The sequence below is a fragment of the Bradyrhizobium sp. SZCCHNRI1009 genome (genome assembly GCF_032487575.1).
Classification (GTDB): Bacteria; Pseudomonadota; Alphaproteobacteria; order Rhizobiales; family Xanthobacteraceae; genus Bradyrhizobium.
Genome location: NZ_JAUEUL010000020.1, coordinates 57,987 through 78,713 on the forward strand (window position 1 = coordinate 57,987; position 20,727 = coordinate 78,713).

Here is a 20,727-nt window from a genome sequence, read left to right on the forward strand (position 1 = left end):
CCTGTCGTCACGTTCGATGACGGTTCAATGACAATCGGGCACTCACGGAGCTTGTCTCGGCCGTCTCGCGGTGGCAATCGTCCCGAACCCGAGTGACGCTGAAAGGATCCGCGGTGCTTCCTGAATGGATCAGCCTTGATTGTGCGGCCCCGTCCGAACTCCATCGGCAGGCGGCGCTGGAACGCCAGGCGCAGTTGACCAAGCCGTTTGGCGCCCTTGGGCGATTGGAGCAGGTGGCGGTCGAACTGGCGGCGCTGCAGGCCCTGGAACGGCCGGGGGCCGACAGGGTCCCGGTGGTGCTGTTCGCAGGGGATCACGGCATCGCGGCGCAGGGCGTGTCGGCCTATCCGCCGGAAGTGACGGTGCAGATGCTGCACAACTTCGCGGCCGGTGGTGCGGCGATCTCGGTGCTGGCGCGCAGCCTGGGCTGCCCGCTTGAGGTGGTCGACGTCGGGACGCTGGCGCATGAGCCGGTGCCCGGCGTCGTCGTCGACAAGCCACGGCGCGGCACCCGCGATTTCAGCACCGAGGCGGCGCTGACGCCGGAGGAGGTTGCGTTCGCGGTGGAAGCCGGACGGCGCGCGGTGCTGCGGCAGGCCGATCACGCGCCGCAACTCGTGATCTTCGGCGAGATGGGGATCGGCAACACGACGTCGGCGGCAGCGATCGCCGCAGCGCTGCTGTCCTGTGCGCCTGCGGACACCGTCGGCAGCGGCACCGGGCTCGACGCCGACGGGCGGGCCAGGAAGGCCGCGGTGATCGCCGACGCATTGCGGCGACACGGGCTCACGGCGGGAGCGGCCGTCGCGGACATCCTGAAAGCGGTCGGCGGCTTCGAGATCATCGCGATGGCCGGCGCGATCGTAGCCGCCGCGCAGCGGCGCTGGCCGGTGCTGGTCGACGGCTTCATCGTCTCGGTCGCGGCGCTGGTTGCCGTCCGCCTCAATCCGTCCTGCCGTCCGTGGCTGTTGTTCTCGCACCGCTCGGCCGAACGCGGCCACGCCATCGTGCTCGACGTGCTCGGCGCCCGTCCTCTGATCGACCTCGATCTGCGGCTCGGCGAGGCCTCGGGCGCCGCCACCGCGCTGCCGATCATCCGGCTGGCCTGCGCGCTCCACGGGGGCATGGCGACCTTCGCGGAGGCCGCCGTCTCGGGAGCCAAGTCCTGATGCGGATCGATCTGCTGCGGCACGGGACGACGGGGCGGGATGGCCATCTCGATGGCCGCACCGATCCGCCGCTCAGCGAATCCGGCTGGGATCAATTCCGGCGGCAGACGCAGAGCCGGATCTGGCGCAGCGTCGTCAGCTCGCCGTTGGCGCGCGCACGTGCGGCAGCGGAGGATTATGCGCGTCAGACCGGCTGCGCGCTGAACATCGACGCGGATTGGAGCGAGTTCGATTTCGGGCGCTGGGACGGGCGAAGCCGCCGTGACATCGCCGCCGAGTCCGGGGGTGAAGGCTTGCTCGACGCCTTTCATGCCGATCCCACAGTCCGGGCACCGGGCGGTGAGAGCTGGGTCGATCTGCGAGCGCGTGTCACGCGCGCGACTGATCGCATTCTGGCAAAGTCCGAGTCTGCGCCGGTTCTGGTGGTGACGCATGGCGGCGCCATGCGTGCCGCGTTGTCGCATCTGCTTGGCTGGCCGCTGCGCCAGCTATGGAGCCTCCGTATCTGTCCCGGCACGCGGATCACGCTCGAAGCCGGGCAGGGCGATGATGGTGTAGCTTGGGGCGAAATCGTCGAGATCATTCAGCCATGACGCTTCGTGAATTCTGGATTGCATTGCAGTTCCTGACGCGGCTGCCGACCCCACGCGTCGCGGAGTCGCGACCGGACGATCTTGCGCGGGCGTCGGTCTGGTTTCCGGCCGCGGGACTGGTGATTGGCGCCTGTCTGGCGCTGATCGCCCGCCTTTTTCATGAGGCCGATCCGTGGATCGTCGCGCTGGCCGTGCTGGTCGCCTGGATCTGGATCACCGGCGCGCTGCATCTCGATGGGCTCGGCGACGTCGCTGATGCGTTCGGCGCCGCGCATGGCAAGCCTGAACGCTTCATCGCCGTGCTCGGCGATCCCCATGCCGGCAGCTTCGCCGTGGTCGCGATATCGCTTCAGATCGCCGCCAAGCTGGTGCTGATCGCCGAGCTGGCCACGGGCCCGACGGCCTGGGTGCTGCTGCTGATCCCGGCTTGGGCACGGCTGGGAACGCTGGTCTGCACCAAGACGCTGCTGTCGCTGAAGCCGGGGCTCGGCGCGAGCGTCGCGAACAGCGTCGGTTGGAATGTCATTATCGCGTGGGGCGGCGTGCTCGTGATCGCCGCGCTGGCCGGCGCGGTCCCGACGCTGCTCGCCATCGTGCTCCTGCCGGCGGTCGCATTCTATTGGCAATGGCGGCTCGGCGGCATCACTGGTGATTGCCATGGCGCCAGCATCGAGGTCACGGAAACGCTGCTGCTTGCCGCCTGCGTGCTCGGCTAGAAGGCGCCGCCGAGCGCCTGCGCCAGCCGCTGCCATTCGGACGCGTCGCCTGGAAGGCCGAAACGCAGCCAGTTTGGCTGAGCCGGAAAACGCCGGACGTGGATGCCATGCCGGGCGAGCCGCTCGGCCAATGCGGCAGCATTCGCGTTCTCGACCAGCCTGAACAGGGGTGTTCCGCCAAGAGCCCTGGAACCGAGGCTGTGAATTTGGCAGCCGGACGCGGTCAGCATCGTATCGAGCCGTTGTCCGTCGGACACCAGCCTCACGCGTGCGTCCCGCAGCCATTGGTCGTCAGCCAGAGCAATCGAACCTATCGCAAGCGCAGGTCCAGACACGGCCCATGGACCCAGCGCACGGCGCAATTGATCGGCCAGGTCCTGGGAAGTTATGGCAAAGCCGAGCCTCAATCCTGCCAGGCCGTAAGCCTTTCCGAACGATCGCAACACCAGAGTGGCTGGTGGCAAGTTCGGAATCAGGCTCGCCTCCACGGGACAGAAATCAGCAAAAGCTTCGTCTACCACAAGCAGGCCGTTGCGACGCGCGAGCGTCACGCCGAGCAAGTGGAGCGTGGCGCGTGGCAGCAATCGTCCAGTGGGATTGTTCGGGTTGACCACAATGGCGACGTCTGCTTCCGCCAGCGCATCGACCTTGTCGACCAAACGCACTCGGTGACCGCAGCGGCGCCAGCAGAGCTCATGTTCTTCGTAGGTCGGCGCAAACACAGCGACCGAACTTGAAGCGCGCAGGCGCGGCAGAATCTGCAGCAGCGCTTGGGTGCCTGCGGCCACAACAATCGATGCGGGTGTCCGCAGGCGGTACCGTGCAGCGGCAACGGACAGCAGCGCGTCCTCGTCGGGCTTGCTGGGCAACCGTGTCCAGCTCTCAGCCGGGACCGTCGGCACGGGGTAAGGGATCGGATTGATGCCGGTCGACAGATCGATCCACGGCAGCGGTGCGTCCGGGTAGAGACGGCTGACCGCAGCGAGATCGCCGCCGTGAAGGATCGCTTCCGGCTCATCCTTATGCGTGCTAGTCGCTCTGTCGTCCATCTCGTTCCTTTACATGCCTTTCCTTCAGCGGAGATCGATGTTCGTCTCTCTCGCGCTCACGGCGCTCCTCGTCGAGGCGGCGGTCGGCTATCCCCAGGTGCTGGTGCAGCGGATCGGACATCCCGTGATGTGGATGGGCGCGCTGATAGCATGGGGGGACCGCCGCTGGAACAGGGCAGCAGACAGCTTTGCCGCACGACGCGCGCGCGGCATTGCGCTCGTGTGCCTGCTCGTCGTCGGGATGATGGCCACCGGCCTCATTGCAACATGGGTCGTGCAGGCGCTCGTCGGCGAGCCGGTTGCAACCATCATCCTTGGTGTGGCGGCAAGCAGCCTGCTGGCCCAGCGCAGTCTCGATACGCATGTCGCCGCGGTCGCAGAGGGGTTGGAGCAGCAGGGACTCGACGGCGGCCGCCGGGCCGTGGCGATGATTGTCGGCCGCGATCCCGAGCGGCTGGATGAAGCCGGCGTCGCGCGGGCTGCGGTCGAGAGCCTGGCTGAGAACTTCTCCGATGGTATCGTTGCGCCGCTGTTCTGGCTCGTCATCGGCGGTCTTCCAGGCATCCTGATCTACAAGACTCTCAACACCGCCGACAGCATGATCGGTCATCTCTCTGACCGTCACCGCGCATTCGGCTGGGCGGCGGCGCGGCTCGATGATCTCGTCAACTTGCCGGCCTCGCGCCTGTCCGCGCTGTGGATCGCAGCCGCTGCGGTCTGCATCCCCAACGCCTCGGCTTCGGCCGCACTGCGAGACGTTGCACGCGATGCATCGAAGCATCGTTCGCCCAATGCCGGCTGGCCGGAAGCGGCGATGGCCGGTGCGCTTGGATTGCGCCTGGCAGGACCGCGCGTCTATCACGGGCATCTCGTCACCGACGCCTGGATGGGAGACGGGCGCGCCGATCTCGACGCGTCCGACATCCGGCGTGCCCTGCGGCTGTATCGGCTGGCGTGTCTGGTTCAGGCGGCGGTCGTCGCAGGCCTCGTCCTGGTCAGGATCCTGTAGTCGCCACGGGGGGCGCGGGTTTGCTCGCCAATGCCAGGATACGATCAACGTCGACGTAGCGCTCGAGATGCGCCGCGAGTGCATCCAACGTTGTGTCCACATCGGTCTCATAAGAGAGGCCGCTCGTCGTCGAGCCGAGGCCGCGCAGCCAGTGGCTACGCAGGCCGTCGTCGGCGAACAGGCCATGTACGTAGCAGCCGGCAACCAGGCCATCGGCCGTGATGGCACCATCGCGCCGGCCATCGGAGAAGGTCAGGAAGGGGCGCTGTGTCGCCAGTCCCTCGGTGCGGCCGATATGCATCTCGTAGCCGTGAAACGACAATTGACCGTCCATCAGCGTGCCCTGGACCTCGCGCAACGCCTTGTCGTCGGTCAGGGTCGTTTCGACGTCAAGCAGCCCAAGTCCCGTGACAGAACCAGATGCCCCCTCGTGTCCGTCGGGATCGCTGATCATGCGTCCGAGCATCTGATAGCCGCCGCAGATGCCGAGCACGCGGCCGCCGCGGCGCAGATGCGCGATGAGATCGATGTCCCAGCCGGCGTCACGCAGGGCGCTGAGATCGGCGATCGTCGCCTTCGAGCCCGGCAGGATCACGATGGATGCGTCGCCAGGAATCGGCGTGCCCGGGCGCAGGAACTGCAGGTCGATTCCGTCCTCCAGCCGTAACGGATCGAACTCGTCGAAATTGGAGATGTGCGGATAGGCGAGGATGACGACCTTCGGCCTGCGTCCTTCCGATGATCCGCGTTCAGCCAGTCCGAGCGCATCCTCGGCGGGCAGGCGGCGCGCATCGGAAAAATGCGGAATGAGCCCGAGCGACGTCCAGCCCGTCCGCTGCGCGATCTCGTTGATGCCCGACGCGAATAACGCCGGATCGCCGCGGAACTTGTTGACGAGGAAACCCGCGATGCGTGCGGCATCCGCGGGCGCGATCACCGCCTGGGTGCCGACCAGGCTCGCAATGACGCCGCCGCGGTCGATGTCGCCGATCAGCACCACCGGAATCTGCGCCGCCTGGGCAAAGCCCATGTTGGCGATATCGCCGGCGCGCAGGTTGATCTCGGAGGCGGAGCCGGCGCCTTCGACCAGCACGATGTCAGCATCAGCAGCCAGATGGTGAAAGCTCTCGAGCACCGCTTTCATCAATTGCGGCTTCATCGCCTGATAGGCCGACGCCTTGGCGTTGCCGATGACGCGGCCCTGCACCACGACCTGCGACCCGATCTCGCTCTGCGGCTTCAGCAGCACCGGGTTCATGTGCACCGTCATCGGCCGCCGCGCGGCGCGCGCCTGCAGCGCCTGGGCGCGGCCGATCTCGCCGCCATCCGTGGTGACGGCGGCGTTGTTCGACATGTTCTGCGGCTTGAACGGCGCCACTTTCAGGCCGCGCAAGGTCAGCGCACGCGCGAGCCCAGCGACGATCAGCGATTTGCCGACGTCGGAGCCGGTGCCCTGGAACATGATGGCGCGCGCGCTCATGAGCCTAGTACTCGATGCCTTCCTGCGCCTTCACGCCGGCCGCGAAATGATGCTTCACGAGGTTCATCTCGGTGACGAGATCGGCGGCCTCGATCAGCTCCGGCTTGGCGTTGCGGCCGGTGACGACGACGTGCAGATCGGGACGGCGCCCTGCGAGCGTGGCGACGACGTCGGCGATATCAAGATGATCGTAGCGCAGCGCGATGTTGAGCTCATCGAGAACGAGCAGCCGGATCGACGGATCCGCCATCAGCTCCTTTGCCTTGGCCCAGGCGCGCTCGGCCGCGGCGACGTCGCGCGCGCGATCCTGGGTTTCCCACGTAAAACCTTCGCCGAGCGTGTGCCACGACACCTGGTCGCCGAACGTCTCGATGGCCTTGCGCTCGCCGGTCTCCCACGCGCCCTTGCCGAATTGCACGACGCCGATGCGAAAGCCGCGGCCGATCGCGCGCAGCATCAGGCCCCACGCCGCCGTCGATTTGCCCTTGCCCTTGCCGGTGTGAACGATGAGCAGGCCCTTCTCCACGGTCTTGGAGGCGACCTCGGCATCCTGCACCGCCTTGCGGTTCTCCATCTTCGCCTTGTGGCGGGAATCGTCGGCGCTTTCGGTCACGGGCATGTTCTCCTTGTCACTTCAAAGTCAGCGGCAGTCCTGCCGCCATCAGGATCACGCGATCGGCCACGGCCGCGACGTCCTGGTTCAGTCGACCCTGGGCGTCGCGAAAGGCGCGCGCCAGCGCATTGTCCGGCACGATGCCCAGCCCGACTTCGTTGGACACGGCCACGATGGGGCCATTCGCGCTCCTGAGCGCGTCGATCAACTCGGCGCATCTGGCCGGCACGTCCATGTCGGCGAGCATCACATTGCTGAGCCAGAGCGTCAGGCAATCGATCAGCATGGGCGTGCCCGAATCTCCGCTTGCCCGGACGAGGCTAGGTAGATCATGCGAGGTCTCCAGCGTCTGCCATCCCTCGGTGCGGCGCGCCTTGTGCTGGGCGATCCGGTCGGTCATTTCGGCGTCGAACGCCTGCGCCGTCGCAACATAGGTCCAGGGCGGCGGAAGGGCGGTGACGAGCGCCTCGGCATGGCGGCTCTTGCCCGAGCGCGCGCCGCCGAGCACCAGCGTCAGGCGCGGCAGGACGGGGTGCGGCGGGGCAGGGGCCATGGGGACGATTCCGATTGACGGGCTTTGGCGCGACCCGTATCTAACAGATGACGGTTCTCCGAAAGGAGAGATTTAGGGAACACGGTGCGGGTTCTTGACCCAAGGCCGTGGCTGCCCCCGCAACTGTAATCGGCGAGTGTGAGGCCAAGACACCACTGGGAAACCGGGAAGGTGGCCTGATGCAGCGACCCGAGAGCCAGGAGACCTGCCGTCGACATTGCTGTTGGCCGACCCGTCGCGCGGGGAGTCGCGATGCTGGTTCTGATCCCGCCGGGATGGGCGGGATGCCGTCGGATGCAGCGCATCGTCCGGTCCTCTGGGGAGCCGGCAAGCGACGGAGACGGCCATGAAGTTGACCCGTACCACGACCTTTGCAGCCGCGAGCCTGTTGCTGCTCGCCGCCGATCCCGCCTTCGCGCATCACATGATGGGCGGCAAGCTGCCGCAGACGTTTGCGCAGGGGATGCTGTCCGGCCTCGGCCATCCCATCATCGGAATCGACCATCTCGCGGCGATCGTGGGCGCAGGCATCGTTGCAGCTCTTCTGGGCCGCGGCTTCGCGCCGGTGCTCGCCTTCACCACCGCGATGATCGCGGGCGTCGGCCTGCATGTGGCCAAGGCCAACATCCCCGCTGCCGAGCTGCTGGTCGGCCTGACCACCGCCGTGGTTGGGCTGGTGGTGGTGATGCGTGGGCGTTTCGGCGTGTTGCCGGTTGCCGGCCTGTTCGCCGTGACCGGCCTCGTCCACGGATATGCGCTGGGTGAATCGATCGTCGGCGCCGAGAACTCTCCGCTAGGAGCCTATCTCGCCGGGCTGCTCGTGATCCAGACCGTCATCGCGGCCGGTGCGTTCCTCGGCACCAGGCTGCTGTCGGCGAAGGCCAAGGCGGCTGCGCCGCTGGCGCTGCGGCTCGCGGGCGCTGCCATCGTGCTGGTGGGCGGCGTTGCCGCCGCAACGGCCGCCGGCGTGATCGGCTGATTGATGATCGCATCGACTGGAGAGACGACGCTGTTCGTCTGCGTCACCTGCCGCACGCAGGCGCCTGAAGCTGCGCCGCCGGACGAGCCGCGGGCCGGTGCCCGTTTGCTCGCAGCCATCGAGACGGTGCCGGCCGCGCAGCGCGCCGGCGTCACCGTTGTCGGTGTCGAGTGCCTGTCGAACTGCAATCGTGCGTGCACGGTTGCGGTGACAGCGCCGGGCAAATGGACCTATGTGCTCGGCGCGCTCGATCCGGATCTGCATGCGCGGGATGTGCTGGCATTCGCGCAGCTGCATCAGCGCCATGATGCGGGCCTGCCGGCCTGGCGCGAGCGCCCGGAATACATCCGCAAGAACACCGTCGCGCGCGTGCCTGCGCTGTCGGCGCCACGCTGAAACCGAGAGATCGTATCGCCATGACGAAGTCGTTCGCCAAGACGCCTTGCACCATCGTCACCGGTTTTCTCGGCGCCGGCAAGACGACGCTGGTGCGCAATCTGATCGAGACCGCGAACGGCCGCCGGCTCGCCATCATCGTCAACGAGTTCGGCGACGTCGGCATCGACGGCGACATCCTGAAGGGCTGCGGCGTGCCGGACTGTCCGGAGGATCGCATCGTCGAGCTGTCGAACGGCTGTCTGTGCTGCACCGTCGCCGACGATTTCGTGCCCGCGCTCAGGAGCCTGCTGGATCAGAAGGAGCCGCCGGAGCATATCGTGATCGAGACCTCGGGGCTGGCGCTGCCGAAGCCGCTGGTGCAGGCCTTCAACTGGCCCGAGATCGCGACGCGTGTCACGGTCGACGGCGTCGTGGCGGTCGTCGACGGCCCGGCGGTGGTTGCGGGCCGCTTCGCCGACGATCCGGAAGCGCTCGCGGCGCAGCGCGCCACCGATGCCTCGCTCGATCACGACAACCCGCTGGAGGAGGTCTACGAGGACCAGCTGCTGTGCGCCGATCTCGTCGTGATGAACAAGAGCGATCTGATGAGCGAGGAGCAGCGCAAGGATGTCGCCGCCGAGATTGCCGCCAAGGTGCAGCGCGCCGTCAAGGTGATCGCGACCGAGCATGGCAGGCTGTCGGCGTCGGTGCTGCTCGGGCTCGGCGCCGCGGCGGAGGATGATCTCGCCGCCCGGCCGTCGCATCACGACAACGAGGCCGAGCATGATCACGACGATTTTGAGAGCTTCGTGCTCGACGTCCCGGCGCAGGCCTCGCCCGATGCGCTCGTCGACCGCATCGCGGCCGCCGTCGATGCGCATGATGTCTTGCGGGTGAAAGGGTTCGTGGAAGTTGCCGGCAAGCCGCTGCGCCTCCTGGTGCAGGCCGTGGGCAGCCGCATTCAGCACCAGTTCGAGCGCCCGTGGCGCTCGGGCGAATCGCGGCAGGGGCGGTTGGTGATCATCGGCGAGCGCGGCCTCGATGCCGCCGCCATCCAGAGCCTGATCACAGGGTAGGCGTCACCGATGCACCTGCTGGCGACAACGGGCGGGGATCTCGACGACCTCGAACAGGCCGTGGATCTTGCGCAGTCGCCGGCCGAGATCGTCGTGCTGTCGTTCTCGGACACCGACCTGTCGGCGTTGGCCGAAGCCTGGACCGCGACGTCGACCGAGCTGCCCAGCCTGCGCCTCGCCAGCCTGAAGCGGCTGAAGCATCCGATGTCGGTCGATCTCTATGTCGATCGCGTCGTGCTCGGCGCGCGCGCCGTCGTCGTGCGCTGTCTCGGCGGGCTCGACTATTGGCGCTACGGGCTGGAGCGCATCGCGTCGGCCTGCCGCAGCCGCAACATTCTGTTCGCGGCACTGCCGGGCGATGATCGCGCCGACGACCGGCTCGATGCGCTCTCGACCTTGCCGCACGACGCGACGTCGCGGCTCTATGGCTATCTGCACGAGGGCGGCGTCGGCAATGCGCGCGAGGCGCTGCATTATCTCGCGAGCCTGCTTGGCTGTGACGTGCCGTTTGGCGAGCCGCTCGCGCTCGGCTCCATCGTCGGCTTTACGCGCGATCACGGCGCGGTCGGCATCGATGACCTCTGCAGCCACGCTGATGCGCGGCCGACTGCGCTGATCGTGTTCTACCGTGCGAGCCTGCTTGCTGCCGATACGGCCGGGATTGCAGAATTGATGCGGGCGATCGAAGCCGAAGGGCTGGCGGCCGTCGCGGTCGCGGTAACCAGCCTGAAGGATCCCAGCATCGACGATGCGCTGGTGCGACTGGTCCGGCACCGGCGTCCTGCGGTCATCTTGAACGCGACCGCGTTCTCGGCGCAGCGCGAGGACGGCACAACGGCGCTCGACCTCGCGGACGCGCCGGTTCTGCAGATCATCCAGGCGCAGAGCACCGAGGACGCGTGGGCTTCCTCGGCGCGTGGACTGTCGCCGACGGACCTTGCGATGAATGTCGTGCTGCCGGAGCTCGACGGCCGACTGCTGGCGCGCCCGATTGCGTTCAAGGGTGAGGCGCCGGCGGACGAGCGTCTGCAGTTCAGCGCGATGCGTTATGTGCCTCAACACGACCGTATTGCTTACGTCGCCCGGCTCGCGGCGCGATGGGCGCAATTGCGCGCGCTGCCGGCCAGCGAACGGCGCGTGGTGCTGGTGCTGTCCGATTATCCGGCGCGCGGCGGCCGCCGTGGCTATGCGGTCGGGCTCGACACCAGCGCAAGCGCGGCCGCGATCGCGCGGCTGTTGGCGGACAGCGGGTACGACATCGGCCGCGCAGCGCCGATCGCCGACGACATCGAAGCGCTGCTGCGGGACCAGGCAGATGAGCTCGTCGTGCCGCTCGCAGCCTATCAGTCCGCACTGGCGCTGTTGCCGGATGATCTGCAGCGCGCCTTGCACGACACCTGGGGAGAGGCAGATGTCGACCCGGCATTCCGGGATGGCGCGTTCCGTTTCCCGGTGCTGCGTACAGGAAAACTGCTGATTTTGTTGCAGCCGGATCGTGGCCATCGCGCCGACCGCAAGTCCGGCTATCACGACACCAGCGTGCCGCCGCGGCACGCTTTCGTCGCGCTCTACGCGCATCTTCGTGAGGCCGAGCGGATCGATGCGCTGATTCATCTGGGTGCGCATGGCACGCTGGAATGGCTGCCGGGCAAGGCGCTGGCGCTCTCGAGCGCGTGCTGGCCGGAGGCCGTGCTGGGCCCGTTGCCGGTGATCTACCCCTTCATCGTCAACAATCCCGGCGAAGCGATGCAGGCCAAGCGGCGGTTGTCGGCACTGACGCTCGGGCATCTGACGCCGCCGCTGTCGCATGCCGGCCTGCACGGACCCTTGCTGGAGCTGGAGGGGCTGGTCGAGGAGTATGCCGAGGCGGATGGTCTCGACAAACGCCGCTTGAAGCTGCTCGAGGAGGAGATCGTCGCGCGGGCCTGGCAGAGCGGCTTGGCCGCCGATTGCGGGCTCGACCGTGCCATGGCCGGACGCGAGGCGATCGCGCAGCTCGATGCGCAGCTCTGCGACATCAAGGAGCTCGCGGTGCGTGACCGCCTGCACGTGTTCGGGCAGGCGCCCGACACGGCGGCGACCGGCCTGTTGGCCGATGCGATCATTGCGGCCGCGGGACAGGCGGCAGCAACTATCGATCGCGCCGACATCGCAGCCCGGATTGACGGGAGCGCGGCGGCCGAGCGCAGCGCGTTGCTCGCCGCGCTCGATGGCCGGCGCGTCGCCGCCGGTCCCGCCGGCGCGCCGAGCCGCGGCCGTCTCGACGTGCTGCCCACGGGCCGCAATCTGACCGCGATCGACCCGCGCGCGATTCCGACCCGCACTGCGGCTCTGGTTGGCCAGCGCGCCGCCGACGAGGTGATCCGGCGCTATCTGCAGGACCATGGCGACTATCCGCGCGCGCTCATGCTCGATCTCTGGGCGTCAGCATCGCTGCGTACCGGCGGTGACGATCTGGCCCAGGCCTTGGCTTATCTCGGCGTGCGGCCGCGCTGGGATCTCAACTCCAATCGCGTCACGGGCGTCGATGTGCTGCCGTTGGCGATGCTCGATCGCCCGCGCATCGATGCGACGCTGCGGATCTCGGGGCTGTTCCGCGACCTGTTCGAAGCGCAGATCGCGCTGTTCGATCTCGCCGTGCAGAAGGTGGCGGCGCTCGACGAGGACGATGCCGACAATCCGCTGGCCGCGGCCCGGCGGCGTGGCGAGAGCCTGGCGCGCGTGTTCGGCGGCGCGCCCGGCAGCTACGGCGCCGTTGCCGCCGATCTCGCGCTCGGGATGGACTGGACGAGCCGGTCGCAGCTCGGCGAGGCGTATCTTGAGAGCACCGCTTACAGTTTCGGCGGAGCGCATGACGGCGTGTCGGCCTCCGACACGTTTCGCGCCCGCGTCCGCAGCGCCGATGCCCTCGTGCATCCGCAGGACGATCGTGAGCGCGACCTGCTCGATGGCGAGGAGGTCGCCGATTTCGCCGGAGGTTTTGCCGCCGCCGCAGCGTCGCTTGGCGCGTCGCCCGCGCTGCTGCATCTCGACACCAGCCGTCCGGAGGCGCCGACGGCGCGGAGCTTCAGCGAGGAGATTGCCCGCGTGGTCCGCGGCCGTCTCGCCAATCCGCGGTGGATCAACGGAATGCTCGCTCACGGCTATCGCGGCGTGGCCGAGATCGCGCAGGGCGTCGACGCGCTCTATGCCTTTGCGGCCACCTCCGATGCCGTCGCCGAGCACCTGTTCGATCTGGCGCATGGCGCGCTGCTGCGTGACGAAGCTGTGCTGGACGGCATGGTCGCGCGCAATCCTGCGGCCGTCGCCGCGATCGTCTCGCGGTTCGAGGATGCGCTGCGCCGGCGGCTTTGGGTGCCGCGCCGCAATGCGGTCGCTGACGAGATCGTGCAGGCTCGCGCGCGCCTCACGCAAAAGGAGAGCGTGTCGTGAGCGCCGCGGTCGAGATCAAGGGCTGGTGTCCGGGCGCGCGGCGTCCGATGCCGAGCGGCGACGGGTTGATCGTTCGCGTCCGGCCGCATGGCGGCGCGCTGCCGGTGTCGACGCTGCGCGAGCTTGCCGAGGCCGCGCGGCGTTACGGCAACGGCGAGATCGACCTCACGCGCCGCGCCAATCTGCAGATACGTGGCGTATCGTCCGAGACGCTCGTGCCTCTGTGGGAGCTGATGGCATCACTCGGCCTGCTCGATGACAGCGCCGAGCGCGAAGCCATCCGCAACATCGTCGTCAATCCGCTGGCGGGACACGACCCGGCCGAACGGGCCGACATGCGACCCGTCGCGGCCGAGCTGGAGACGTTGCTGGCCTCGGATCAGACGCTCCATGCGCTGCCGCCCAAGTTCGGCTTTGCGCTGGACGGCGGCGGCCGGCTGCCGCTGACGGAGCTCGCCGCGGATGTTCGTCTCGTCGCCTGTGGCGGCACTCGGGGGAGGCGTGTCGCCGTCGGCATTGCGGGTTCCGATGATCCCGTGTGGCTCGGAACGACAGCCGTGATCGACGCGGCATCGACGGCCGTTCACCTCGCGCGGCTGGTGCTGCAACTTAGCCCCACGCGCCGCTCCGCGACGTTGCCGCCGTCCGCGATCGCCGCGGTCAGCGCAGAGCTGAACCTTGACGTTTCCGACATCGCGCCACCGTCAGCCGCCATGGGGCAGCGACATTGCGGCGTCATTGCTCTCACGGATCAAACCTGCGCCGTCGGTCTCGGCGTGCCGTTCGGCCGCATCGATAGCGACGCGCTGGCGCGGCTTACGGCCGTGCTCGCGGCACATGATGTCGCCGAGGTCCGCCTGTCACCATGGCGCGCGCTATATGTCGTCGCGGGCGCCGTGAGTGCAGGGCAATTGGTGGCGGACGCAGCCCGGCTCGGCCTGGTCGTCGACGACGCCGATCCACTGATGCGCATCGACGCCTGCTCGGGCGCCGGCTGCTGTCCGTCCACGGAATTGGCGACGCGGCAGCATGCCCGCATGATCGCCGATGCGATGGCCCGGACGGGATTCAACGGCACGCTGCACGTCTCCGGCTGCGCCAAGGGCTGTGCACGGTCGGCGGCTGCCGACATCGTGCTGGTCGGCGAGGCCAAAGGTTATCACATCGTCCGCCACGGCACGGTGAAGAGCGAGCCCTGCGGCATGCTCGATCCCGCCGAGATCGACGGCGACGGGTTGTTCGAAACGAAAGAAAAGGCCGATGTCTGAGCTCCGCGACTACATCAAGGACGGCGCGGAGATCTACCGCCGCTCGTTCGCGACCATCCGCGCCGAGGCCGACCTTTCGCGCTTCCAGGGACTGGAAGAGAAGATCGCCGTGCGCATCGTCCATGCCTGCGGCATGGTCGAGATCACCTCCGACATCGCGATGTCCGAACATTTCGCCGCGGAGGCGCGGGCGGCGCTCGATCGCGGCGCGCCGATCCTGTGCGATGCCAAGATGGTGGCGCAGGGGATCACGCGGGCGCGGCTGCGGGAGAAGAACGAGATCATCTGCACGCTCGAGGCACCCGAGGTGCCCGCGCTTGCCGCGAAGCTTGGGACCACCCGATCCGCCGCGGCGCTGGAGCTGTGGCGGCCGCATCTCGGCGGCGCGCTGGTGGCGATCGGCAATGCGCCGACGTCGTTGTTTCATCTGCTCGACATGCTCGATCAGGGCGCGCCGCGACCGGCTGCGGTGATCGGGACGGCGGTTGGGTTCGTTGGAGCGCGGGAGTCCAAGGAGGCGCTCGCGGCCGATGGCCGGGTGCCGTATCTGATCGTGAAGGGCCGCAAGGGCGGCAGCGCGATGGCGGTCGCGGCGGTGAATGCCATCGCGAGCGACGTCGAATGAGCCTCTTAGACACCATCGCGGGCTCGGCTCATCCCGGCACGCTGTACGGCATCGGCGTCGGTCCGGGCGACGTTCGCTATCTGACCTTGCGCGCCGCCGGCCTGGTCCGGTCCGTCGATGTGGTGGCGTTCTTTGCCAAGCGCGGCATGGAAGGCAACGCGCGGCGGATCGTGACGCCCTTGATGGAAGCCGGCCGCCACGAGCTGCGGCTCGAATATCCGGTCACGGAGGAACTGCCCGTCGCCGACCCGTCCTATCAGTCAGAGATCGCCGATTTCTATCGGCGCGCGTCGGACAGCATCACCGCGCATCTGGCGGCGGGGCGATCGGTCGGTCTGCTGTCGGAAGGCGATCCGTTCTTCTACGGCTCGTTCATGCATATGTGGCGGCGACTGGAGCACGATCATCCGGTCGAGGTGGTGCCGGGCGTCACCGGCATGTCCGGCTGCTGGACAAAGGCCAATGTTCCGATCACCTGGGGCGACGACGTCCTCTCGGTGCTGCCGGGCACGTTGGGCGAGGACGTCCTGCATGATCGGCTGACGCGTTGCGAGGCTGCCGTGATCATGAAGGTCGGGCGCAACCTCGCCAAGGTGAAGCGCGCGATCATCAGCGCCGGATTGCTCGATCGCGCGCTCTATGTCGAGCGCGGCACGATGGAGGCGCAGCGCGTCGCGCCGCTGGCCGAGGTGGAGCTGGACCGCGGTCCCTATTTCTCGATGATCCTGATCCCCGGGCAGGGGCGACGGCTATGACGGGCATGCTGACCATCGTGGGCGTCGGCCCGGGGCGGGCCGAATTGATCACGCCCGCCGCCGCGGCCGCCATCGCAAGCGCGACCGATCTGATCGGCTATGGACCGTATCTCGACAGGGTGACCTCGACGAGTCCGGGCCAGATCCGGCACGCCAGCGACAATCGCGTCGAGCTCGACCGTGCGCGCCACGCACTGGCGCTTGCACGCGACGGCAAGCAGGTCGTGGTGGTGTCGGGCGGTGATCCCGGCGTGTTCGCGATGGCCGCGGCGGTGTTCGAGGCGGTCGAGGCGGGACCGCCGGCTTGGCGCGACCTCGACATCCGCGTCGAGCCTGGCGTCACCGCCATGCTGGCGGCCGCGGCTGAGGTCGGGGCGCCGCTCGGCGGCGACTTCTGCGCGATCTCGCTCTCCGACAATCTCAAGAGCTGGACGACCATCCGTCGCCGCCTCGAGGCGGCCGCCGCGGCCGATTTCGTCATTGCGCTCTATAATCCGCTGTCCAAGGCGCGGCCTCATCAGCTGGGCGAGGCGTTCGCGCTGCTGCGCCAGATCAAGCCGGCTTCGACCGTCGTCGTCATGGTGCGGGCCGCGGGCAGTGGTGATGTCGGGCGGATCATCACCACCTTGGGCGAGGTCGATCCCGGCAAGGCGGACATGCGCACGCTCGTGCTGATCGGATCGACCGCCACGCGCCTGATCGCGCGCGAGGGAAAGTCGCCGTTTGTCTATACGCTGCGCCGTGAGGTCGAGGGCGGCGCATGAGTCAGTTGTGCCTCCAGCCACTGCAATGCGGCTCGCGCGCCGTCCAGCGCGATGCCATGCGGCTTGTCGGGTCTTGCGATCATCACCACGGGAATCGCGAGCCGCCGTGCGGCTGCGATCTTCGGATACGTGGCCGCGCCTCCGGAGTTCTTCGATACCACAAAGGCGATGCGCTCTTGGGTCAGAAAGGCTTGCTCTGTCGGCTCGTCGAACGGCCCGCGATCGTGGACGAAGCGAATGTCGGGCGGCAACGCGACGTCGCCAGGCGGGTCGATGGTTCGCGCGACGTAGTGGTGCTGCGGGGCTGCTGCGAAGGCTGCGAGCTCCAGGCGGCCAAGACTGAGGAATACACGCGCCGGATCCGTTCCGAGCGCGGAAGCCGCGTCGTCGGCACTGCCGACTTCGATCCAGCGGTCCCCGGCCTGGCGTTGCCAGGCCGCGCGCCGGATCGACGCCAGCGGCACCGACAGCGCATGGCAGGCTGCGACCGCATGGCGCGAGATCTGGTCGGCGTAGGGATGCGTGGCATCGATGACGGCGTCGATCGCATGATCCCGCAGCCAGGCTTCCAGTCCGGCGATGCCGCCGAAGCCGCCGATGCGCGTCGGCAGCGGCTGCGGTCTGGGCGCGGCGGTGCGGCCGGCGAGCGAGAGCGTCGCTGCGAACCGGTCGTCGCCGGCGAGCAGCCGCGCCAGCTCCGAAGCCTCGGTCGTCCCGCCAAGAATGAGAATACGCATGCGGGGCAGTGTCCATGGTGAACTCGGCCGCAACTTGCAACGCGCAGCGCTGGCTGTCCATCGTCGGGATCGGCGAGGATGGTGTCGACGGCCTCTCGGTATCTGCACGACGTCTCATCGCGCAGGCGGCGCTCGTGGTCGGAGGCGCGCGCCATCTCGAGCTTGCCGCGCCGTTGATCGCGGGGGAACGGCTGGCTTGGCCCAGCCCGTTGAAGCTCGCGTTCGACCAGATCGCGGCGCGACGGGGACAGCCCGTCGTCGTTCTCGCAAGCGGCGATCCTTTCAACTACGGCGTCGGCAAGCAGCTGATGCAGCGCTTCGCGTCCGCCGAGATGCTTTGCGTCCCGCAGCCCTCGGCCTTTAGCCTCGCGGCGGCGCGGCTCGGCTGGCCGCTGCAGGATGTGGCGCAGGTGACGTTGCACGGCCGCCCGCTCGAAGGGATTATCCGCCATCTCGCGCCGGGCGCGCGCATTCTGGCACTGGCCTGGGACGGATCCACCGCCGCGCGGCTCGCCGCGCTGCTGACCTCGCGCCGCATGGGACGCTCGCGCCTGACGGTGCTGGAAGCGATCGGCGGCGCGCATGAGCGGGTGCGCAGAGCGCTGGCCGACGCGTTCGATCTCTCTGATATTCATCCGCTGACGACGATCGCGGTCGAGGTCGATGCCGAGACCGATGCACCCGTGATCCCGCTGACCGCTGGTCTTGCCGATGACCTGTTCGAGCATGACGGCCAGCTCACCAAGCGCGACGTGCGCGCCGTGACGTTGTTGGCCTTGGCGCCGCGTCCAGGCGAACTGCTGTGGGACGTCGGGCTGGGCTCGGGCGCGGTGGCAATCGAGTGGCTGCTGCGGCACGGCTCGCTGCGCGCGATCGGGATCGAGGCGCGGCAGGACCGGGCCGACCGGGCGATGCGCAACGCGCTGGCGCTCGGCACTCCCGAGCTGAAGCTGGTGATGGGACGCGCGCCGGCGGTGCTGGCGGATCTGGAAGCGCCCGATGCGGTCTTCATCGGCGGCGGCATTTCGGAAATGGGTGTGTTCGAAGCCGTCTGGTCGCGGCTGAAACCCGGCGGCCGCCTCGTCGCCAACGTGGTGTCGCTCGAAGGCGAGGCGCGGCTGAGCGCGTTGTTCGGCCAGCATGGCGGTGAACTGATCCGCATCGCGGTTTCGCGCATCGAGCCGGTCGGCCGCATGCATGGTTGGCGGCAGGCCATGCCGATCACGCAGTGGCGGGTGACGAAACCATGATCGCGCTCGGGATCGGTTGCCGCCGCGCCGCCAGCGTCGCAGACATCGAGGCGGTCATCGCACAGGCGCTCTCGTTGGCGCGCCTCGCCCCGGCAGACGTGGCGGTGCTCGCCACGGCGGCGGACAAGGTCAGCGAGCCTGGCGTGGTGTCCGCCGCGCAGCGGCTCGGCCGTCCGCTCGTCGGAGTCGATCTTGCTGACATGACGGCTGTCGCCGATCGCGCGATCACGCGAAGCGATCGCGTCAGGCGCCTGAAGGGTGTACCTTCGGTTGCCGAGACGGCGGCGCTCGCTGCCGCCGGCGCGAATGCCCGGCTGGTCCTGGCGCGCGTCGCAAACGCCGTAGCGACCTGCGCGCTGGCGGAGGGCGAGGCGGCCATCGATGCGGAGCGTGCGCCATGACGGTGCACTTCATCGGCGCCGGTCCCGGCGCCCCGGACCTGATCACCTTGCGCGGCCGTGACCTGATCGCGCGCTGTCCGGTATGTCTCTATGCGGGCTCGCTGGTCCCTCGAGCGCTGCTCGATCATTGCCCGCCCGGCGCACGTATCGTCGACACGGCACCGATGTCGCTCGACGAGATCGTGGCCGAGATCGAGCGCGCCACGCTCGCGGGCGACGACGTGGCGCGGCTGCATTCCGGCGATCTCTCGATCTGGAGCGCGCTCGGCGAGCAATTGCGGCGCCTGGATGCATTGCGGATTCCCTACACGATCACACCCGGTGTGCCGTCGTTCGCGGCGGCGGCGGCCGCGCTTGGTCGCGAATTGACCTTGCCGGGATTAGCCCAATCGGTGGTGCTCACGCGGACCTCCGGCCGCGCGTCGGCCATGCCGGACACGGAGCAGCTTTCGCTGTTCGCGCAGTCGCGCGCCACGCTCGCCATCCATCTCTCGATCCACGTTCTCGACAAGGTCGTCGAGGAGCTGCGGCCGCATTACGGTGACGACTGTCCGGTCGCGATCGTCTATCGCGCGAGCTGGCCGGACCAGCTGGTCCTGACCGGCACGCTGGCGACCATCGTCGGCCAGGCCGCGGCTTCCGCCGTGGAGCGGACCGCGCTGATCCTGGTGGGCCGCGCACTCGCAACCAAGGATTTTCGCAACAGCGCGCTGTACGATGCCGACTATCAGCGGCGCTTCCGCGGGAGAGGGGAGTGAGCCGGTCCATGACTTTGTCCGACCAGCCGGCCGTCGCGGTCGAACACGGCGATGTCGAGGGCCATGTCGTTGTCGCCCAGCGCACGCCGCGCCGTCGTCCAGGCGGCGAGCGCGACCACCTCTCCGGCAGGAAACCCGACCCGCTGGGACTCCTGCAGCACCTGCAGCGCGGTGTTGGCCGTGCGTGCGCTCGTGACCAGCGTGGCCGGCGCACCCGCGTCATGCAGCGTGTTCGCCAGCCAGCCGAGATCGACCTCGCCGGCGCGCGAATGCAGGTCGAGCAGGCCCTGGCCGAGCTTGGTCATCTTGGCGAAGCCGCCGGCCACGGTGACGCGAGCGACCGGATGCCGTCGCAGATATTTCAGCATGCCGCCGGCGAAATCGCCCATGTCGATCAGCGCCGTCTCCGGCAGGCCATGGAGCCGCTGCACGGCCTTCTCGGATGTGCTTCCCGTCGCGCCGGCGATGTGCGGCAGGCCGGCCGCGCGCGCGACGTCGATGCCGCGATAGATGGAGTGGATCCAGGCAGCACAGCTGAACGGCACCACGATTCCCGTGGTGCCGAGGATCGACAGGCCGCCGACGATGCCGAGCCGCGGGTTGAGCGTCTTTCTGGCGAGCTCCTCGCCGCCGGGAATGGAGATCTCGACGGCCACGTCGCCTGTCGCACCGAGCTTTGCCGAGGCTTCGCCAATCGCCGCCGTGATCATCTCGCGCGGCACCGGATTGATCGCAGGCTCTCCCGGCGGCAGCGGCAATCCCGGTCGTGTCACGGTGCCGACGCCGGGGCCGGCGCGGAACGTTACGCCGGAATTGTCTGCACCGCGCCGCAAGGTTGCTCTGACCAGCGCACCATGCGTGACGTCAGGATCGTCGCCGGCGTCCTTGACCACGCCCGCGGTGGCCTTGATGCCGTCGGCCTCATGCATCGCGATCGCAAAGCCGACGCGACGTCCGCCCGGAAGGGCGATCTCGACCATGGCAGGACAGTTGCCCGTGATCAGCAGCTCGTAGGCGGCGCGCGCTGCGGCCGTGGCGCAGCTGCCGGTCGTCCAGCCACGCTTCAGCGGTCGGTTCGGCGGATCCGCGATGTCCATCATGTCGGTTCGCATAGCACATTTT

The 20,727-nt window shown here is 68.4% G+C and carries 21 protein-coding genes and 1 riboswitch; of the genes, 15 read left to right on the forward strand and 6 right to left on the reverse strand.

The genetic code is table 11. From position 1 onward, the window contains the following. The first annotated feature begins 113 nt into the window (after positions 1 to 113). The 3 genes from cobT to cobS are packed head-to-tail and all read left to right on the forward strand — an operon-like array spanning position 114 to position 2,478. Positions 114 to 1,169 carry a nicotinate-nucleotide--dimethylbenzimidazole phosphoribosyltransferase gene (gene cobT / locus QX010_RS26105; protein ID WP_316182761.1) on the forward strand — a complete coding sequence of 352 codons (1,056 nt, stop codon included), beginning with the start codon at positions 114 to 116 and terminating at the stop codon, positions 1,167 to 1,169. Beyond that, positions 1,169 to 1,762: a histidine phosphatase family protein gene (locus QX010_RS26110; RefSeq protein ID WP_316182762.1), complete on the forward strand. Its 594-nt coding sequence runs from the start codon at positions 1,169 to 1,171 to the stop codon at positions 1,760 to 1,762. Before cobT ends, QX010_RS26110 begins: the two co-directional genes overlap by 1 nt. After that, a complete protein-coding gene (gene cobS / locus QX010_RS26115) occupies positions 1,759 to 2,478 on the forward strand; it encodes an adenosylcobinamide-GDP ribazoletransferase (protein ID WP_316182763.1) in 720 nt (239 codons plus the stop codon). The genes QX010_RS26110 and cobS overlap by 4 nt, the downstream gene beginning before the upstream one ends. On the opposite strand, the gene cobD is transcribed toward cobS, so the two are convergent. Then, on the reverse strand, positions 2,475 to 3,527 hold the full coding sequence (gene cobD / locus QX010_RS26120) for a threonine-phosphate decarboxylase CobD (protein ID WP_316182764.1): 1,053 nt from the start codon (positions 3,525 to 3,527) through the stop codon (positions 2,475 to 2,477). The genes cobS and cobD overlap by 4 nt on opposite strands. Before the next feature lie 37 nt (positions 3,528 to 3,564). On the opposite strand from cobD, the gene cbiB reads away from it, so the two are divergent. Beyond that, entirely contained in the window at positions 3,565 to 4,536 is a 972-nt protein-coding gene (gene cbiB, locus QX010_RS26125) for an adenosylcobinamide-phosphate synthase CbiB (protein ID WP_316182765.1), read from the forward strand. On the opposite strand, the gene QX010_RS26130 is transcribed toward cbiB, so the two are convergent. Genes QX010_RS26130 through cobU form a run of 3 tightly spaced genes read right to left on the reverse strand, consistent with a single transcriptional unit; the run spans position 4,523 to position 7,182 of the window. After that, positions 4,523 to 6,016, reverse strand: coding sequence for a cobyric acid synthase (locus QX010_RS26130; RefSeq protein ID WP_316182766.1), 1,494 nt, complete (start codon positions 6,014 to 6,016; stop codon positions 4,523 to 4,525). The genes cbiB and QX010_RS26130 overlap by 14 nt on opposite strands. A 4-nt stretch (positions 6,017 to 6,020) precedes the next feature. Next, positions 6,021 to 6,629: a cob(I)yrinic acid a,c-diamide adenosyltransferase gene (gene cobO / locus QX010_RS26135; protein WP_042339416.1), complete on the reverse strand. Its 609-nt coding sequence runs from the start codon at positions 6,627 to 6,629 to the stop codon at positions 6,021 to 6,023. A 16-nt stretch (positions 6,630 to 6,645) separates the two neighbouring features. Further along, the gene (gene cobU / locus QX010_RS26140) at positions 6,646 to 7,182 is read right to left on the reverse strand and encodes a bifunctional adenosylcobinamide kinase/adenosylcobinamide-phosphate guanylyltransferase (protein WP_316182767.1); all 537 of its coding nucleotides are present in this window, start codon (positions 7,180 to 7,182) and stop codon (positions 6,646 to 6,648) included. Between the two features lie 34 nt (positions 7,183 to 7,216). Continuing rightward, a riboswitch (cobalamin riboswitch) is annotated at positions 7,217 to 7,410 on the forward strand. Positions 7,411 to 7,528: 118 nt separating this feature from the next. Here cobU and QX010_RS26145 point away from each other — a divergent pair. Genes QX010_RS26145 through cobJ form a run of 8 tightly spaced genes read left to right on the forward strand, consistent with a single transcriptional unit; the run spans position 7,529 to position 16,459 of the window. Then, a complete protein-coding gene (locus QX010_RS26145; RefSeq protein WP_316182768.1) occupies positions 7,529 to 8,161 on the forward strand; it encodes a HupE/UreJ family protein in 633 nt (210 codons plus the stop codon). A gap of 3 nt (positions 8,162 to 8,164) precedes the next feature. Further along, positions 8,165 to 8,557, forward strand: coding sequence for a DUF1636 domain-containing protein (locus tag QX010_RS26150; RefSeq protein ID WP_316182769.1), 393 nt, complete (start codon positions 8,165 to 8,167; stop codon positions 8,555 to 8,557). A 20-nt stretch (positions 8,558 to 8,577) separates the two neighbouring features. Next, positions 8,578 to 9,615 carry a cobalamin biosynthesis protein CobW gene (gene cobW / locus QX010_RS26155; protein ID WP_315718434.1) on the forward strand — a complete coding sequence of 346 codons (1,038 nt, stop codon included), beginning with the start codon at positions 8,578 to 8,580 and terminating at the stop codon, positions 9,613 to 9,615. 9 nt (positions 9,616 to 9,624) lie between these two features. Then, positions 9,625 to 13,047, forward strand: coding sequence for a cobaltochelatase subunit CobN (gene cobN, locus QX010_RS26160; RefSeq protein ID WP_316182770.1), 3,423 nt, complete (start codon positions 9,625 to 9,627; stop codon positions 13,045 to 13,047). Beyond that, the gene (gene cobG, locus QX010_RS26165; RefSeq protein WP_316182771.1) at positions 13,044 to 14,315 is read left to right on the forward strand and encodes a precorrin-3B synthase; all 1,272 of its coding nucleotides are present in this window, start codon (positions 13,044 to 13,046) and stop codon (positions 14,313 to 14,315) included. The genes cobN and cobG overlap by 4 nt, the downstream gene beginning before the upstream one ends. Further along, the gene (locus QX010_RS26170; RefSeq protein ID WP_316182772.1) at positions 14,308 to 14,940 is read left to right on the forward strand and encodes a precorrin-8X methylmutase; all 633 of its coding nucleotides are present in this window, start codon (positions 14,308 to 14,310) and stop codon (positions 14,938 to 14,940) included. Before cobG ends, QX010_RS26170 begins: the two co-directional genes overlap by 8 nt. After that, the gene (locus QX010_RS26175; protein ID WP_315805130.1) at positions 14,937 to 15,695 is read left to right on the forward strand and encodes a precorrin-2 C(20)-methyltransferase; all 759 of its coding nucleotides are present in this window, start codon (positions 14,937 to 14,939) and stop codon (positions 15,693 to 15,695) included. Before QX010_RS26170 ends, QX010_RS26175 begins: the two co-directional genes overlap by 4 nt. Further along, positions 15,692 to 16,459, forward strand: coding sequence for a precorrin-3B C(17)-methyltransferase (gene cobJ / locus QX010_RS26180; RefSeq protein WP_316182773.1), 768 nt, complete (start codon positions 15,692 to 15,694; stop codon positions 16,457 to 16,459). The genes QX010_RS26175 and cobJ overlap by 4 nt, the downstream gene beginning before the upstream one ends. On the opposite strand, the gene QX010_RS26185 is transcribed toward cobJ, so the two are convergent. Continuing rightward, the gene (locus tag QX010_RS26185) at positions 16,423 to 17,196 is read right to left on the reverse strand and encodes a cobalt-precorrin-6A reductase (RefSeq protein WP_316182774.1); all 774 of its coding nucleotides are present in this window, start codon (positions 17,194 to 17,196) and stop codon (positions 16,423 to 16,425) included. The genes cobJ and QX010_RS26185 overlap by 37 nt on opposite strands. Before the next feature lie 14 nt (positions 17,197 to 17,210). Here QX010_RS26185 and cbiE point away from each other — a divergent pair, with 14 nt between their 5' ends. From cbiE to cobM, 3 genes are read left to right on the forward strand one after another with little or no spacing between them, the layout of a single operon-like run. Further along, positions 17,211 to 18,446 carry a precorrin-6y C5,15-methyltransferase (decarboxylating) subunit CbiE gene (cbiE, locus tag QX010_RS26190; protein ID WP_316182775.1) on the forward strand — a complete coding sequence of 412 codons (1,236 nt, stop codon included), beginning with the start codon at positions 17,211 to 17,213 and terminating at the stop codon, positions 18,444 to 18,446. Next, complete coding sequence (locus tag QX010_RS26195) at positions 18,443 to 18,847, forward strand: cobalamin biosynthesis protein (RefSeq protein ID WP_316182776.1); 405 nt, start codon at positions 18,443 to 18,445, stop codon at positions 18,845 to 18,847. The genes cbiE and QX010_RS26195 overlap by 4 nt, the downstream gene beginning before the upstream one ends. Further along, entirely contained in the window at positions 18,844 to 19,605 is a 762-nt protein-coding gene (gene cobM / locus QX010_RS26200) for a precorrin-4 C(11)-methyltransferase (protein WP_316182777.1), read from the forward strand. The genes QX010_RS26195 and cobM overlap by 4 nt, the downstream gene beginning before the upstream one ends. Here cobM and QX010_RS26205 read toward each other — a convergent pair. Further along, the gene (locus QX010_RS26205) at positions 19,575 to 20,705 is read right to left on the reverse strand and encodes a cobalt-precorrin-5B (C(1))-methyltransferase (protein ID WP_316182778.1); all 1,131 of its coding nucleotides are present in this window, start codon (positions 20,703 to 20,705) and stop codon (positions 19,575 to 19,577) included. The two genes, cobM and QX010_RS26205, sit on opposite strands and share 31 nt — an antisense overlap. Positions 20,706 to 20,727: the final 22 nt, after the last annotated feature.

Bases quoted from the DNA above. Each gene is read 5' to 3' on its own strand.
- cobD (WP_316182764.1), bottom strand. From the start codon at position 3,527: ATGGACGACAGAGCGACTAGCACGCATAAGGATGAGCCGGAAGCGATC.
- QX010_RS26145 (WP_316182768.1), top strand. From the start codon at position 7,529: ATGAAGTTGACCCGTACCACGACCTTTGCAGCCGCGAGCCTGTTGCTG.
- QX010_RS26205 (WP_316182778.1), bottom strand. From the start codon at position 20,705: ATGATGGACATCGCGGATCCGCCGAACCGACCGCTGAAGCGTGGCTGG.
- QX010_RS26170 (WP_316182772.1), top strand. From the start codon at position 14,308: ATGTCTGAGCTCCGCGACTACATCAAGGACGGCGCGGAGATCTACCGC.
- QX010_RS26175 (WP_315805130.1), top strand. From the start codon at position 14,937: ATGAGCCTCTTAGACACCATCGCGGGCTCGGCTCATCCCGGCACGCTG.
- QX010_RS26130 (WP_316182766.1), bottom strand. From the start codon at position 6,016: ATGAGCGCGCGCGCCATCATGTTCCAGGGCACCGGCTCCGACGTCGGC.
- cbiB (WP_316182765.1), top strand. From the start codon at position 3,565: ATGTTCGTCTCTCTCGCGCTCACGGCGCTCCTCGTCGAGGCGGCGGTC.
- cbiE (WP_316182775.1), top strand. From the start codon at position 17,211: ATGGTGAACTCGGCCGCAACTTGCAACGCGCAGCGCTGGCTGTCCATC.
- QX010_RS26110 (WP_316182762.1), top strand. From the start codon at position 1,169: ATGCGGATCGATCTGCTGCGGCACGGGACGACGGGGCGGGATGGCCAT.
- QX010_RS26150 (WP_316182769.1), top strand. From the start codon at position 8,165: ATGATCGCATCGACTGGAGAGACGACGCTGTTCGTCTGCGTCACCTGC.
- cobN (WP_316182770.1), top strand. From the start codon at position 9,625: ATGCACCTGCTGGCGACAACGGGCGGGGATCTCGACGACCTCGAACAG.
- cobW (WP_315718434.1), top strand. From the start codon at position 8,578: ATGACGAAGTCGTTCGCCAAGACGCCTTGCACCATCGTCACCGGTTTT.
- QX010_RS26195 (WP_316182776.1), top strand. From the start codon at position 18,443: ATGATCGCGCTCGGGATCGGTTGCCGCCGCGCCGCCAGCGTCGCAGAC.
- cobJ (WP_316182773.1), top strand. From the start codon at position 15,692: ATGACGGGCATGCTGACCATCGTGGGCGTCGGCCCGGGGCGGGCCGAA.
- cobS (WP_316182763.1), top strand. From the start codon at position 1,759: ATGACGCTTCGTGAATTCTGGATTGCATTGCAGTTCCTGACGCGGCTG.
- cobU (WP_316182767.1), bottom strand. From the start codon at position 7,182: ATGGCCCCTGCCCCGCCGCACCCCGTCCTGCCGCGCCTGACGCTGGTG.
- QX010_RS26185 (WP_316182774.1), bottom strand. From the start codon at position 17,196: ATGCGTATTCTCATTCTTGGCGGGACGACCGAGGCTTCGGAGCTGGCG.
- cobM (WP_316182777.1), top strand. From the start codon at position 18,844: ATGACGGTGCACTTCATCGGCGCCGGTCCCGGCGCCCCGGACCTGATC.